We start from the raw sequence: 15201 nt of genomic DNA on the forward strand, positions 1-15201 counted from the left end.
TATGCCATTTACTTGCTGACTGGGGGCTGAATATCATCTCCTTGAATCTATTTGGTTCTCGGAAATGCTGTTTTAGGTCCGATCAATTGCGGGTTACACTAACTCGATCAATAATGACCGCAGAGTATCTATGCATAACCTGGTTTGGTTAAATGCCAATGACAACCCCACATTCCCCAGCACAACAAGGGCCCTAGATGAGCCCAACGGCCTGTTGGCGCTGGGTGGTCAGTTGACCACTGATTGGCTTTTGGAAGCATATCAGCACGGCATTTTCCCGTGGTTTAGCGAACATGAGCCGATCATGTGGTGGTCTCCGGCACCGAGAATGGTTTTAGAGCCCGGTACCGCACACGTTTCCAGAAGTTTGCGTAAAGAATATCGCAGAGTGAACATTGAAATAACCACTAACCGGCATTTTAATGCAGTTATCGATCTGTGCGCGGATCTCCGTGCAGAGGGTACCTGGATTACAGTCGATATGAAAAATGCTTACATTGAACTGCACAAACAAGGCTGGGCACATTCCGTCGAGGTTTGGTGTGAAAAACAATTGATCGGTGGACTTTATGGCCTGGGTATTGGCACTGTTTTCTTCGGTGAAAGTATGTTTTCGTTACGGCCGAATGCATCTAAATACGCCTTCATCAGCTTGAGTGAGTGGGCAAGACAAAATCAACTGACCATGATTGATTGCCAACTGCATAACCACTACCTCGAATCACTAGGCGCTAAACTCATTGGGAGAAACGATTTTGAAAGCCGACTACCAGTATCGAGAAAACAGCTATCCTTAGTGGAACGACCGGTATTAACGGAAATTCTCAATGATGTACTTAGTTAAACGCCTACAGGGAACCGCATGAGTAACTCAGAAGGAATGTCGACCCAGACCATAAAACTGTTCCGTACCAGTGATCATGCCTGTAGCTATCTTGCTGAGCGTCAATCCCGCACACTGTTTTTGGATCCTGATCTGCGATTTGAATTGCCCCTTTATGAAGAATTGACCCAGTCCGGCTTTAGACGCAGTGGAAAGCATCTCTACCGACCGGACTGTCAGCAATGTAATGCCTGTATTCCTGCCAGAATCCCTGTACATGAATTTATTAATAAACGTCGATTCAAACGCATTAGCAAGGCTAATTCCGATATTCGTATGGAAATAATGCCAAGCAAAGTTCGCCTGGAAGATTATCAACTTTTTGAGCGCTACATCGAACAAAGACATGCCGATGGCGATATGTACCCTGCCACCCTGGCTGGTTATGAAGATTTTCTAGCTGTGAATCGAGAGTTTTCATTTCACATACGCTTCTTCGTCCAAGGTCAATTGGTGGCGGTTGCGGTAACCGACCGCCTCATTTCCGGGCTATCGGCCATTTATACTTTTTTTGAGCCTAATTTAGAAACCAGATCTCTAGGTGTGTTCGCTATCTTGTCACAAATTGAGCTGTGCAAAAAATGGTCACTGCCCTTTTTATATCTGGGGTACTGGGTCCCTGGGTGCCAAAAGATGCAGTATAAAATTGATTATCAGCCAACCGAGTTGTTGATTGACGGACAATGGCAGTGCATTCGCAGAGATACCTAAGCGGTGCAAAGCGAAAATCCCCTAATTAATTGATTCCAAACCGACTTTTTTAAAAAAATACCAGTTAGTTTTGCTAATTGTTGTTTTTTCAGGCAGAATGCGCGCCGATTATCAATTCAAAGGTTTGTAAAAGGCTCTATGGCAAAAGAAGATGTGATTGAAATGGAAGGTGAAATCCTTGACACCCTTCCAAACACAATGTTCCGCGTTAAGCTTGAAAACGGCCATGTCATTACGGCTCATATTTCCGGCAAAATGCGTAAAAACTACATTCGTATTTTAACGGGCGATAAAGTAAAAGTTGAGTTGACTCCATACGACTTGACGAAAGGCAGAATCGTTTACCGCGCACGTTAATCACATCGCAGTACACATGCCTTTTTGCAACTCAGCCTGCAAAAATAAAAAAAGCACCATAAGGTGCTTTTTTTAGGCCTGGCTAAAAACTCAGGCTTCTGCCATTTCCCCGGCAACACTAATATCCAGCTCATTATCTTTCAGCGTGATATTGACAGTTCCACCTGTTGCCAATGGGCCAAAGAGAATTAAGTCAGCTAATGGTCGTTTGATCTTTTCCTGGATCAATCGCGCCATTGGCCTAGCCCCCATATTCTTGTCGTAGCCTTCACGCGATAACCATTCGCGAGCAGCAGTGTCAACTTCGAGATGGACACGCTTATCGTCCAGCTGCGCCTGCAACTCAACAAGGAACTTATCGACAACATTCAGGACCACCTCAATCGGCAGTGCGGCAAACTGGACGATGCCATCAAGCCGGTTTCGGAACTCAGGTGTGAACGTTTTCTTGATCATTTCCATGCCGTCCGTACTATTGTCCTGCTCTGTGAAACCTACAGAACGACGGCTCATCTCCTGAGCACCGGCATTGCTGGTGAGTATCAATATGACGTTACGGAAGTCGGTCTTGCGCCCGTTATTATCCGTCAGGGTGCCATGGTCCATTATCTGTAAGAGCAAATTGAAGACATCAGGATGCGCCTTCTCAATTTCGTCCAGCAGCAAGACGCAATGAGGATGACGGTTAACCCCGTCTGTGAGTAAACCACCTTGGTCAAAACCAACATACCCTGGAGGAGCGCCAATCAAACGGGATGCCGTATGTCTCTCCATATATTCGGACATATCAAATCGCAATAATTCAACACCGAGAGACTCAGCTAGCTGTTTTGTGACTTCCGTCTTCCCGACACCAGTCGGACCGGCGAACAAAAATGAACCAATAGGTTTTTCGACAGATTTTAAACCAGCTCGAGCTAACTTGATTGCAGACGCAATGCTCTCGATCGCATCATCCTGACCAAAGACGGTCATTTTCAGGTTGCGTTCTAAATTAGACAATAAGGTTTTGTCGTCCTTATTCACTGTTTTGGCTGGAACTCGCGCAATTGATGCCACCACGCGCTCTACGTCACCCACGCCAATTGATTTTTTTCGGCGGCTTTCAGACTTTAACCTCTCGGCCGCACCGGCTTCATCAATGACATCAATGGCTTTATCCGGCAAATGGCGGTCGGTGATGTAACGGTCGGCTAATTCAGCCGCAGCCCGAAGAGCCTTGTCGGTATACTTCAAATGATGGTGGTCCTCAAATCGTGTTTTGAGGCCTTTTAAAATTCGATAGGTTTCATCGACCGACGGTTCGTTCACGTCTATTTTCTGGAAGCGACGGGTCAGCGCCGAATCTTTTTCAAATATGCCTCGGAATTCTTGGAAAGTGGTCGAGCCTATACAACGCAACTCCCCAGAACTGAGCATTGGCTTCAGTAAGTTGGAAGCATCCATAACGCCTCCAGACGCGGCACCTGCACCAATGATGGTGTGGATTTCATCGATAAAAAGAATGGCTTTATCGCGTTTTTTCAACTCAGCCAACAACCCTTTCAAGCGTTTCTCGAAATCACCTCGATACTTGGTTCCAGCCAACAAGGCGCCCAAATCCAACGAATAGACTTGCGCCCCCAGCATGATTTCCGGCACGTCTCCGTCAACTATGCGTTTCGCCAAACCTTCCGCTATTGCTGTTTTACCAACGCCAGTCTCGCCGACAAGCAATGGGTTGTTTTTACGTCGACGGGATAATATTTGCACAACACGATCCACTTCATAATCACGCCCGACCAGTGGATCGATACGGCCGTTGGCGGCAGCTTCGTTTAAATTGGTTGCAAAACTGTCCAGTGGATTGCCAGATGAGCTTTCCGCGCTGCCATCTTCCTGCATACTTTCCTGATGAAAATCCTGATGTTCAGGATCGTCTGACTGAACCTTGGAAATACCGTGTGCGATGAAATTGACCACATCAATGCGTGAAATACTTTGCTGTTTCAGGAAGTAAACCGCCTGGCTCTCCTGTTCAGAAAAAATGGCAACTAATACGTTGGCGCCAGTGACTTCTTTTTTGCCGGATGATTGCACGTGAAAAACGGCCCGTTGCAAAACCCGCTGAAAGCCAAGCGTTGGTTGCGTTTCCCGGTCTTCATCGTCAATTGGAATGAGTGGCGTAGTGGAATCTATGAATTCAATCAGATCCCGTCGCAACTGCGGTATGTCTGCCGCACAGGCGCTTAAAACATCCGCTGCAGCATGGTTATCTAACAGAGCTAGCAACAGGTGTTCAACGGTCATAAATTCATGCCGTTTTGCACGTGCTTCCTTAAATGCACTGTTAAGGGTCAACTCCAGATCTTTGCTCAGCATAATGACTCACCCTTCCTCACCGACTCTCGTCGTCAATTTCTTCAACTTCGCACAGCAGCGGATGCTGGTTTTCACGCGAATAATCGTTAACTAATGCTGCTTTGGTTTCGGCAATGTCTTTAGTATAGACGCCGCAAACACCTTTGCCTTGTGTATGCACCGCCAACATTACCTGGGTCGCTTTTTCGCGGTTCATGGCGAAAAACTGTTCCAGAATGTGAACCACGAACTCCATAGGAGTATAGTCGTCATTCATTAAAACCACCCGATATAATGAAGGGCGCTTCAGCTGGCTGAACCGCCACCCCGCTTTCATCCTCATGTGACGTTTGACCGTCATCCCCAAGTCTAGTTTCAAGTTTTGGGCCACATTCGTTGTTCATGGCTATTTCTTTTCTATGTGAGCGAAATGACATTATTGATAACTCAATTATCTAATACGAATATAATGGCTTCTAGATCGAATTTTTTAGAAGCGTGTGGCAATTGTAACGTCTACTCGATCATAAGTCGTATAATTGGGGTTGACTTGAAAGTTTCAACGGTATTCCATAGCACCACGTCGCGATTACGGAATTTTGTAATAAAGGCAGATTCTTCTCGATCGCACGCAGTTGTTGGCTTGGCGAATAGAGCTGTACGTTCTAGTCAGCAGTGTTTTTAGCATTAGAGGTCGTAAGGAGTCCGATATGCCAGTAGGGAAAGTAAAGTGGTTCAACAATGCCAAGGGTTTTGGCTTCATCGTTTGTGATGACCACAAAGAAGACTTGTTTGCACATTTTTCCTCTATTCAGATGGAAGGGTATAAAACACTGAAAGCTGGCCAGGATGTCGAGTTCGAGACAGTAAAATCAGAACGAGGCATTCATGCAGTCAACATTCAGGTGGTTGGAGCAACCGAGTTAGCATCAACAGAAACGGCAATACCTGCCGCTGTCAAAGAACCTTCCTGAGGACTTTGCCCCCGTAAAAAAGCCCGGTTTCCGGGCTTTTTGCGTTTTTGGGGTGAGCACCAGCGGTGCTCTCCTCGCTTATTTCAAGCTTGCCAATAAATTGTTCAATGTTGGGCTGGGGCGCATTGCTGCAGTGGCCAATTTGCTTGACGGTCGGTAGTAACCATCAATATCGATTGGCTGCCCCTGAACTTCGTTCAGTTCATTAACAATTGCCGATTCATTAGCGGCCAGTTTTTTCGCCAGCTCTGCAAATTTGGCAGCCAGTTCACTGTCATCCGTTTGCGAAGCTAATGCTTCTGCCCAATACATAGCGAGATAGAAGTGACTACCACGGTTATCGAGCTCTCCCGCACGACGTGACGGGCTCTTATTCTCTTCGAGGAACTTAGCCGTTGCCTGATCCAATGTAACCGCCAATACTTGCGCTTTTGGATTGCTGAACGTCTTTGCCAGATGCTCAAGAGAAACAGCTAAAGCCAGGAATTCACCAAGAGAGTCCCATCGCAGATGATTCTCTTCATTAAATTGCTGCACATGCTTTGGCGCTGAACCACCCGCACCCGTTTCGAACAAGCCCCCGCCTGCCATCAATGGAACGATGGACAACATCTTGGCGGAAGTACCAAGTTCCAGAATCGGGAAAAGATCCGTTAAATAATCGCGCAGAACATTTCCTGTCACAGAAATGGTGTTCTCACCGTTTTTCATGCGGGACAAAGAATACTTGGTGGCTTCCACTGGATTCATGATCAGCAATTCCAGACCTTCAGTATCGTGGTCCTTCAGGCACTGATTTACCTTCTTAATTAACTGACTGTCATGTGCCCGGTTCTCGTCGAGCCAGAAGACCGTTGGCCAGCCGGTATCGCGTGCACGTGATACAGCCAGTTTTACCCAGTCCTGAATCGGCGCATCTTTAACCTGGCACATACGGAAGATGTCCCCTGCTTCGACGGGTTGCTCTAATAAAACGTTACCAGCGTCAGAAATAACTTTAACGGTTCCTGCAGAGGCGACTTCAAATGTTTTGTCGTGCGAACCATATTCTTCAGCTTTTTGCGCCATCAGACCAACATTAGGCACTGTGCCCATGGTGCGCGGATCGAAAGCGCCATTTTCTTTACAGAATTCAATGGTGGCTTGATAAACGCCAGCGTAGCTGCGATCAGGAATGACAGCTTTCGCATCTTTGGGTTGACCATCTGGTCCCCACATCTGGCCAGACGTGCGAATCATGGCTGGCATGGACGCATCAATAATGACATCGCTGGGCACATGGAGGTTGGTAATACCTTTGTCAGAATTGACCATGGCCAACTCCGGTGATTTGGCGTAAATCGCTTCGATATCAGCTTTGATTTCCGCTTGCTTATCGGCGGGCAGCTGCTCAAGCTTGGCATAAAGGTCGCCAATACCATTATTCACATCAACACCGAGAGGTGCCAACGTGTCCGCATGTTTTTCGAACACATCTGCATAGAAAACAGAGACGACATGACCAAAGATAATAGGGTCGCTGACTTTCATCATCGTTGCTTTCATGTGCAAAGAGAACAAAACGCCCTGCTGTTTTGCTTCGGCGATCTGCTCTGCAATAAACGCGCGCAGTGCTTTAACACTGAAAACAGCTGAGTCGATTACTTCGCCGGCAACCAATGGCGCAAACGGCTTCAGTAACTCAATTGCCCCATCTGTTTTGTGCAGCTCAATTTTGAATTGACCATCGGCCTCAACCACCGTAGATGTTTCAGATCCGTAAAAATCGCCTTCAGTCAGGCTGGAAACGTGTGATTTTGAGTCTTTTGACCAGGCACCCATGCTGTGCGGGTTGTTGCGCGCATATTGCTTGACCGCTCCTGGTGCACGGCGATCCGAATTTCCTTCACGTAGAACAGGATTAACGGCGCTGCCTTTGATTTTGTCATAACGTGACTTAACTTCACGCTCTTCATCCGTGGCGGGATCAGGGTTGTAGTCCGGTAATTTATAGCCTTTTGCCTGTAACTCTTTAATTGCGGCGATCAATTGAGGAACCGAAGCACTGATGTTTGGCAGTTTTATGATGTTGGCGTCTGGCTGTTTTGCTAATTCACCTAACTCTGTCAAAGCATCTGAAATGCGCTGTTCTTCGGTCAGATACTCAGGGAAGTTGGCGATGATCCGGCCAGACAACGAAATATCACGAGTCTCGACCGCTACATCAGCTACTTTGGTAAAGGCTTCAACAATCGGTAACAAGGAATAAGTGGCCAGCGCGGGCGCCTCATCGGTTTCCGTGTAGATGATTTTAGCTTTTTTATCAGTCATAGAAATTCCTAGGTTAAAGAGGAAATTGCAGACAACTCTCCCTGCCTGCAAATACGGACGCAAAAATTCGGGGCAGAATAATACCAGTTGTAACGTCGAATGTAATTGAACTTTAGGATAAAAGTTACCACCATAACCGCTCTATTCAGGGGAAATCAGGCCATGTCTCGCTATTTGCTTTTCAACAAGCCTTATCAGGTTTTAACCCAGTTTACCGACCCAGATGGGCGCAAAACTCTGGCGGATTATATTTCTGTGTCGGACGTCTACAGCGCTGGTCGACTGGATTACGACTCCGAGGGCTTGTTGATATTAACCGACGACGGTCAGCTGATTCACAGCCTGATGGACCCCAAATTTAAGATGCCAAAAACCTATTATGCGCAGGTTGAGGGCATCCCTGAAGATCAGTCGCTCGCACAAATGCGTCAAGGCCTCCAACTAAAGGATGGTCCAACACGACCCTGTCAAGTAAGCGTTATTGAGCCACCGGAAGAGCTTTGGGCGCGAACGCCGCCCATACGAGAGCGGAAAGAGATACCGACCACCTGGCTTGCCATAACTATTACCGAAGGCAGAAACCGGCAGGTACGACGGATGACGGCGGCGATTGGCCACCCAACTTTGCGCTTAGTGCGTTGGAATATCGGTGAAATCGCCGTGAATGGCTTGCTGCCGGGAACCTACCAGGAAGTGGATTTGTGCTATTTGCAAGATCGGGGGGTTAAAGTCCGCCCAAAAAAAAGCAGCCCCAAGGCTGCTTCTGTGTCTGCTGTTAAACGACCGGGTCAACGTCCGCTTCGTAGTCGACGTCCTCGAAACCAAAGCCGAAGAGCTTGAAAAACTCGGCCTGATAGCCGGCAAAATCGGTTAACTCGTCAAGATTATCGGTTGTCACCTGAGTCCAGATTTCGGCAACTTTTTCCTGCACATTGGCTGCCAGTTCGTTGTCTTCCATACGAATGCGGCCAACATTGTCTAGATTTAAATCTGAAGCTGAATACAGCTGCTCAGTAAACAAACCAAATATCTGTTCGATACACCCTTCGTGTGTACCCTGCTCTTTCATGACCTTGTACAACGCAGAGATATACAATGGCATAACGGGAATCGCGGAGCTGGATTGCGTCACCAGTGCCTTCAATACCGAAACGAATGAAGCCCCATGGAGTGCGCCAGCCAACTTCTGATTAATCTCTTTCGATGCACGATCCAGGTCTTCTTTGGCTTTACCAATAGTCGCGCCACCGTAGATAGGCCAGGTTAATTCTTTACCAATATAGGTGTAGGCTGTGGTTTTAACGCCTTCTGCCAATACGTCAGCTTGCATCAGTGCGTCTATCCACATTTCCCAGTCTTCCCCACCCATCACCTTAACGGTATTGAAGATTTCCTCTTCAGATGCGGGTTCTAAGGTAATTTCTGATACTTCACGAGTGTCCGTGTTCAGGTTCTTACGGGTAACCGATTGTCCAATAGGCTTTAGTGTTGATGAGTATACCTCACCAGAAACTGGGTCTTTGCGACGAGGGGCACCCAGGGAGTAAACAATCAGATCGACTTTACCCATGTTTTCTTTGATCTTGGCAATAACCTGATCTTTCGCTTCTGCGGAGAACGCATCGGTATTCAGCGATTCGGCATACAGCCCTTCTGCTTTGGCTGCTTTTTCAAGGGCTACGGTGTTATACCAACCGGCTGAGGCAGTGCGACGCTCCGATGGTTCTTTCTCGAACATAACCCCCAGTGTGTTTGCCTTACACCCGAACGCAGCGGTGATGCGTGAAGCCAAACCATAACCATTCGAACAACCAATGACGAGTACGTTTTTGGGGCCTTCCTGAGTCGTTGTTTTCGTTTTTACGTAATCAATCTGCTCCTGAACATGCTTGGCACACCCGGTTGGATGAGCGGTTGTACAGATAAATCCTCGAACTTTAGGTTTAATGACCATGCAGGCTTTCCTTTAATTAAACTGATAATACTGACCCAAAAGGCTCGTAATTACTGGTAGTTTAAAGGAGTTTAGGCTGACAATTTACCCTTACGATGCATAAGACTTGTGAATCCTGTGAAAAATTGGCGTTCAATTGTGCAATCATCTTAGAATTATCCACTTTTAAGACTATGGTGCTTTTAATGTCTTACCCTCACCTCGTTGTCGCCGTTGTTTGTGTTGAGGACGGCAAAATGTTGATGGTTAAAGAAGTCGACAATAATCTTCATTGCTGGAATCAGCCTGCCGGTCATGTTGAGGTCGGTGAATCACTCGAACAGGCTGCCGTTCGTGAAGCCTTGGAGGAAACAGGCTATCGAGTTGAGCTACTCGGGCTGCACGGCATATACCAGGGTGTTCATAAGGAATCTGGTACGCACTACGTTCGTATTTGTTTCCGTGCGAGGGCAGCTGAAAAAACAGACCAGGCACTGGATGCTGACATTCTGGAAGCGCAATGGCTTCAGTTAGATGATTTGCGAGCCAATAAGTACCCTTTGCGCAGTGAATTAGCCCGTCAGACCCTTGAAGATCTTGCAAACGAGCCCATTGTGCCACTGTCTTTAATCAATGAGTTTTTCTCCGGAGTTACGCAATGAATGCCAATGCCCAGACCAAAGTCATCGTCGGAATGTCTGGTGGCGTTGACTCGTCAGTCACCGCGGCACTATTGCTGGAACAGGGATATCAGGTCGAAGGCCTGTTTATGAAAAACTGGGATGAAGACGATGGCACGGAATACTGCACTGCCAAAGAGGATCTTGCCGATGCTCAAGCCGTTGCCGATCGGCTCGGTATTAAACTCCATAAGGCCAATTTTGCCGCAGAATACTGGGATAATGTGTTTGAATATTTTCTCGAGGAATATAAAGCTGGTCGAACGCCTAATCCGGACATTCTATGCAACCGAGAGATCAAATTTAAGGCATTTCTAGAGTATGCATTGATGTTGGGGGCCGATAAGATCGCCACTGGCCATTATGCCCGAACCGAGTTTCAAGGCGACAAAGCTGTGTTATTGCGTGGCTTGGATAGCAATAAAGATCAAACTTACTTCCTGCATGCCGTCAGTCATGTTCAATTTTCTAAGACACTGTTCCCCATTGGAAATTTAGAAAAGCCAGTGGTCAGGGCAATTGCTGAGAAATACGACTTAGCCACCGCGAAAAAGAAAGACAGTACCGGTATTTGCTTTATCGGCGAACGGCGTTTTGCCGACTTTCTGAAGCAATATTTGCCTGCTCAACCCGGTAAAATCCTGACCGAAGCGGGAGAAGTGTTAGGCGATCATCAAGGATTAATGTATTACACCATTGGCCAGCGGCAGGGCTTGGGCATAGGTGGTACCCGCCACGGTGAAGCCCCGTGGTTTGTTGCAAAAAAAGATCTCGAAAATAATCAGTTAATCGTTGTACAAGGCACTGACCATACTTCGCTTTTTACCCAGCATTTGTACTTGGATAACATCTACTGGGTAGACGAAACTGGACCGCAATCCCCGATTCAACTCACTTGTAAACACCGCTACCGGCAGCCGGACCAGGATTGCACCCTGACAAAGCTCGAGTCCGGTGGTTATCGGGTCGATTTCGCTCTCCCTCAGCGCGCCATTACGCCGGGCCAATCTGCTGTATTTTATTCAGGAGACCTTTGCCTTGGTGGAGGCGTGATCGAACGGACTTGGAATGAGGCTGAGAAATAACAACATGACTCCCCTAGAAAAACAAACGCTGGCACTCGCGGGTATATTTCAGTCCGCCATATTGGTCGATGAACTGGCTAAAACCGGGCAGATTGATCGCGAATCCCTGGAAAACGCCATTAGGTCCATCCTGACGCTGAAACCAAAATCCTTTGAAGATGTGTTTAATGGTCGTGAAACCCTTAAAACAGGGTTAAAAACGCTAGAAAGCGCGCTCGCTCAAAACGGACGAGGGGTCAGCCGTGAAGTATTACAGTATTCCATGGCAATCATTGCCGTTCAGCAGAAAATGGAGAAACGACCAGATCTGACGGACGCTCTGTCAAAAGAACTGGATAGAGCCGTCAGCCAGCATGAGTACTTCAGTGACTTTCTACACGAATCGGTCATCGCATCGACCGCGCGCTGTTATCAGAACAGTGTCAGTCAGTTGAATTTTCGAATACGTGTGACCGGCAACCCAACGCATTTGCAGAACCCAAAAGTTGCCGAGAAAGTGCGTGCTGTGTTGTTGTTTGGTGTACGGTGCGCGCTACTTTGGCGCCAGTCCGGCGGACGGCGCTGGCATTTCATGCTGAATCGGAAAAAACTAAAACATTCTGCACACCAGCTCTTGGACGTAGCCTAAATTTTGTAATCCGGTATAATCGCCGCGCTTTAAAGTCGGCTAAAACACAGGCAGATACTCTATGGAACTTTCAGGTCTTACCGCAATCTCCCCTATTGACGGACGTTACGGTAGCAAAACCGCAGATTTGCGTGAATATTTCAGTGAATTCGGATTAATCCGATTTCGAGTTGAAGTTGAGGTCAGGTGGCTTCAGCAGCTCGCAGCGCACGAAGGAATTCCTGAATGTCCTGCTTTGTCTGACTCAGGCGTCGCCTTTCTGGACAAACTCGTAGAAGAATTTTCTGTCGCCGATGCTCAAGCCATCAAAAAAATCGAAGCAACAACAAATCACGATGTCAAAGCGGTCGAATACTTTCTAAAGGACAAACTCAATCAGAATGAAGAGCTCAAAGGTTGTTTGGAGTTTGTTCATTTTGCCTGTACATCAGAAGACATTAATAATCTCTCTCATGCACTGATGCTTAAAAATGGCATGGAAAATGTGATTATTCCTGCACTGAAATCGGTCGCCAGTGCTATTAAAGCCCACGCATTGGAACTTGCCGACATCCCGATGCTCAGCCGTACACACGGCCAGACCGCTTCTCCAACAACGGTCGGTAAAGAGTTTGCGAATGTCGTGTACCGTCTGGAGCGTCAGATTGCACAAATCGAACGTTGCGAATATCTAGGAAAAATAAACGGTGCTGTGGGTAACTATAACGCGCATTTGGCTACCTATCCGGACTTAGACTGGGAACAGAATGCCGAGTCTTTCGTTAATACACTGGGACTCGACTGGAACCCCTATACCACGCAAATTGAACCTCATGACTATATCGCGGAACTGTTTGACGCCATAGCACGCTTTAATACTATTTTGATCGATTTCGATCGCGACGTTTGGGGTTACATTTCTCAGGGATACTTCAAGCAGAAGACCATTGCCGGTGAAGTTGGCAGTTCCACCATGCCACATAAGGTGAACCCTATCGATTTCGAAAACTCCGAAGGTAACCTGGGTATTGCTAATGCAGTTTTGGCGCATCTTGGGACTAAATTACCGATCTCTCGTTGGCAAAGAGACCTGACTGACTCTACGGTATTGCGTTCGATGGGTGTTGGTCTGGCGCATTCCTTAATTGCTTACCAGGCATCTTTGAAGGGTATTGGTAAGTTGGAAGTTAACAAGGCCCGCTTGGCGGAAGACCTCGATAACGCTTGGGAAGTAATGGCCGAAGCGATTCAAACCGTTATGCGCCGTTACGCGATCGAAGAGCCTTATGAGAAGTTAAAAGCATTTACTCGTGGCAAGGCGATTACGCAACCCATGATGGTTGATTTTGTTAAACAACTTGATTTGCCGGAACAAGCAAAACAGGAACTGCTGGAGATGACACCCGCTTCTTATATTGGAAATGCCATTGCACAAGCCAAGCGTATCTAAAGACTCAACTCAAAACTGAGAGTTCTTGATAAAGCCGGATATTATTCCGGCTTTTCTTTGCCAACCACTATTGAGAACGACGAACTCTGCTAAACTAAGCCAACATTAACACTGGTTGAGGTGTCGCAGTGAAAGACGCAACAAATCCGTTTAATTCTGAAGAATTCCTCGCGCAGTATTGGCAGCAAAGTCCCTTATTGATTCGTAATGCCTTACCTATGGCTGACATTATCAGTGCGGACGATTTAGCGAGCCTGGCACTCGAAAATGAAGTTGAGTCGCGCATCATCACCAAACATCCCAGTCTTGACGAATGGCATCTGAAACACGGACCGTTTTCTGAACAGGATTTTGCCGAGCTGCCCGAAGAAAACTGGACTCTATTGGTACAGGCGGTAGACCATTGGATTCCCGAGGTACGATCATTACTAAAGCAGTTTAGTTTTTTGCCGCAGTGGCGAATTGACGACATCATGATTTCGTTTGCAGCACCAGGAGGTGGTGTTGGCCCGCATTTTGACCAATACGATGTCTTTTTGATTCAACTAGAGGGTCAGCGTGAATGGAAGACGGGGCAGCTCTGTAATGAAGATTCCGATCTGGCTGACCAAACTCCGGTTAAAATATTGACTGATTTCGAAGAACAGGAAAGTTGGGTCATGGCACCAGGTGATGTTCTGTATTTACCTCCGGCCTTGGCTCACTGGGGCACATCGATCGATCAATCATTGACCATTTCAGTCGGATTCAGGGCGCCTGCAGATAGCGAATTCATCAGTGATTTTGGTCATTTTTTATCGTCTGCCGTTAGCGATTTCGCGCGATACAGCGATCCCGGCATATCAAACCGAAGCGACAGCCCACATGAGTTTATGGATACCGATATTCAACGGCTGCAATCCATATTGCGAACATATGCCGATAATACCGAATTACTGACAACCTGGTTTGGTCAGTACATGACTGAACCAAAATACGATGATGCTGGTGTAGAAACCGGTAATTGGACGTTCGGTGCATTTAAAAATCATTGGCAAAAGCACGAGTTAATTCGTAACCCATCCAGCCGAATGGCATTTAAAAATACTCAACTGTTTGTGGATGGACAGTGCCTATTAACGTCATTGCCCGCAGCCGTGCTGCATTGGGTTTGTGACACCGAACTGCTGACGCATGATGGTCTACCCTCAAGCCAAGGCAAAGAGGTAGAACAGTTAATGTGGTCACTTTTAAATGCAGGCGCGGTGTTCTTTGAAGATTAAACGCTTTTTAATTTACTGTGGTTTGTTGATGTCACCATTGGCGATATCTAAAAACCTGTTCATTTATACTTCACCGACTGGTGAACGTGTAGTGACTGATCGTCCTATTAATCTTCAAGGGTACGAACTGGAGGACAATAATTTAAATGCGCAGGCCGCGGGCCTTTCACTGCGTTATCAAGACAGCGCTCATAACCGAAGTCTGATTGACAGGCACATTAAGAACGCAGCCTATCTGTATGAAATTGATTCGGCGCTGATCAAAGCCGTTATTCGCCAGGAGAGCGCTTTTAAAATAGACGCGAAATCGCGAAAAGGCGCCATGGGATTGATGCAGTTAATGCCAGACACTGCTAAGCAATATAAAGTCAGCGATATTCTGGATCCAAAACAAAATATCTACGCCGGCACGGCTCATTTGAGGTATTTAATGCGTCGTTATAATGATTTGCCTTTGGCATTGGCCGCATATAACGCCGGTGAAGGTGCGGTACGCAGATACAACGGAATACCGCCCTACCCTGAAACACAAAACTATGTGCGCAGTGTGCTGAATTGGTACAACGAATTTCGTGTGAATTAGCGGGGGTAAGGACAGTCGGGTAAGGT

At 47.0% G+C, this 15201-nt stretch carries 14 protein-coding genes and 1 pseudogene; 11 read left to right on the forward strand and 4 right to left on the reverse strand.

From position 1 onward, the window contains the following. Window positions 1-130: 130 nt before the first annotated feature. The 3 genes from aat to infA all read left to right on the forward strand — a co-directional run bounded on the left by aat (window position 131) and on the right by infA (window position 1951). Complete coding sequence (aat, locus tag IYN85_RS06185; RefSeq protein ID WP_196157946.1) at window positions 131-844, forward strand: leucyl/phenylalanyl-tRNA--protein transferase; 714 nt, start codon at window positions 131-133, stop codon at window positions 842-844. An 18-nt stretch (window positions 845-862) separates the two neighbouring features. Then, window positions 863-1594 (forward strand): arginyltransferase, encoded by a 732-nt coding sequence (locus IYN85_RS06190; protein WP_196157947.1) that lies wholly within the window; start codon window positions 863-865, stop codon window positions 1592-1594. Between the two features lie 138 nt (window positions 1595-1732). Continuing rightward, window positions 1733-1951 carry a translation initiation factor IF-1 gene (gene infA / locus IYN85_RS06195; protein ID WP_008043370.1) on the forward strand — a complete coding sequence of 73 codons (219 nt, stop codon included), beginning with the start codon at window positions 1733-1735 and terminating at the stop codon, window positions 1949-1951. Between the two features lie 90 nt (window positions 1952-2041). Here infA and clpA read toward each other — a convergent pair whose 3' ends face one another. Further along, complete coding sequence (gene clpA / locus IYN85_RS06200) at window positions 2042-4312, reverse strand: ATP-dependent Clp protease ATP-binding subunit ClpA (protein WP_196157948.1); 2271 nt, start codon at window positions 4310-4312, stop codon at window positions 2042-2044. Window positions 4313-4328: 16 nt separating this feature from the next. Further along, window positions 4329-4695 (reverse strand): annotated as a pseudogene (clpS, locus tag IYN85_RS06205) (ATP-dependent Clp protease adapter ClpS). Between the two features lie 306 nt (window positions 4696-5001). Between clpS and IYN85_RS06210 the strand changes: the two are divergent. Then, window positions 5002-5265 (forward strand): cold shock domain-containing protein, encoded by a 264-nt coding sequence (locus tag IYN85_RS06210; protein ID WP_196157950.1) that lies wholly within the window; start codon window positions 5002-5004, stop codon window positions 5263-5265. Between the two features lie 78 nt (window positions 5266-5343). On the opposite strand, the gene IYN85_RS06215 is transcribed toward IYN85_RS06210, so the two are convergent. Further along, on the reverse strand, window positions 5344-7575 hold the full coding sequence (locus IYN85_RS06215; RefSeq protein WP_196157951.1) for an NADP-dependent isocitrate dehydrogenase: 2232 nt from the start codon (window positions 7573-7575) through the stop codon (window positions 5344-5346). Between the two features lie 162 nt (window positions 7576-7737). On the opposite strand from IYN85_RS06215, the gene IYN85_RS06220 reads away from it, so the two are divergent. Next, window positions 7738-8415 (forward strand): pseudouridine synthase, encoded by a 678-nt coding sequence (locus tag IYN85_RS06220; RefSeq protein WP_196157952.1) that lies wholly within the window; start codon window positions 7738-7740, stop codon window positions 8413-8415. Here the strand turns inward: IYN85_RS06220 and fabV are convergent. Then, window positions 8351-9529, reverse strand: a complete 1179-nt coding sequence (gene fabV, locus IYN85_RS06225; RefSeq protein WP_196157953.1) for an enoyl-ACP reductase FabV — start codon at window positions 9527-9529, stop codon at window positions 8351-8353. The genes IYN85_RS06220 and fabV overlap by 65 nt on opposite strands. A 185-nt stretch (window positions 9530-9714) precedes the next feature. On the opposite strand from fabV, the gene IYN85_RS06230 reads away from it, so the two are divergent. The 6 genes from IYN85_RS06230 (at window position 9715) to IYN85_RS06255 (ending at window position 15175) form a co-directional block, all read left to right on the forward strand. After that, entirely contained in the window at window positions 9715-10170 is a 456-nt protein-coding gene (locus tag IYN85_RS06230; protein ID WP_196157954.1) for an NUDIX domain-containing protein, read from the forward strand. Next, window positions 10167-11273: a tRNA 2-thiouridine(34) synthase MnmA gene (gene mnmA / locus IYN85_RS06235; protein ID WP_196157955.1), complete on the forward strand. Its 1107-nt coding sequence runs from the start codon at window positions 10167-10169 to the stop codon at window positions 11271-11273. The genes IYN85_RS06230 and mnmA overlap by 4 nt, the downstream gene beginning before the upstream one ends. A 4-nt stretch (window positions 11274-11277) precedes the next feature. Further along, window positions 11278-11901 (forward strand): high frequency lysogenization protein HflD, encoded by a 624-nt coding sequence (gene hflD / locus IYN85_RS06240; protein ID WP_196157956.1) that lies wholly within the window; start codon window positions 11278-11280, stop codon window positions 11899-11901. A 61-nt stretch (window positions 11902-11962) separates the two neighbouring features. After that, window positions 11963-13330, forward strand: a complete 1368-nt coding sequence (gene purB, locus IYN85_RS06245; protein WP_196157957.1) for an adenylosuccinate lyase — start codon at window positions 11963-11965, stop codon at window positions 13328-13330. Window positions 13331-13458: 128 nt separating this feature from the next. Next, the gene (locus IYN85_RS06250) at window positions 13459-14592 is read left to right on the forward strand and encodes a cupin domain-containing protein (protein WP_196157958.1); all 1134 of its coding nucleotides are present in this window, start codon (window positions 13459-13461) and stop codon (window positions 14590-14592) included. Continuing rightward, window positions 14582-15175: a lytic transglycosylase domain-containing protein gene (locus IYN85_RS06255; protein ID WP_230390495.1), complete on the forward strand. Its 594-nt coding sequence runs from the start codon at window positions 14582-14584 to the stop codon at window positions 15173-15175. The genes IYN85_RS06250 and IYN85_RS06255 overlap by 11 nt, the downstream gene beginning before the upstream one ends. Window positions 15176-15201 lie beyond the last annotated feature (26 nt).

Source organism: Reinekea sp. G2M2-21 (genome assembly GCF_015687175.1).
In the GTDB taxonomy this organism is placed as follows: Bacteria; Pseudomonadota; Gammaproteobacteria; order Pseudomonadales; family Natronospirillaceae; genus Reinekea.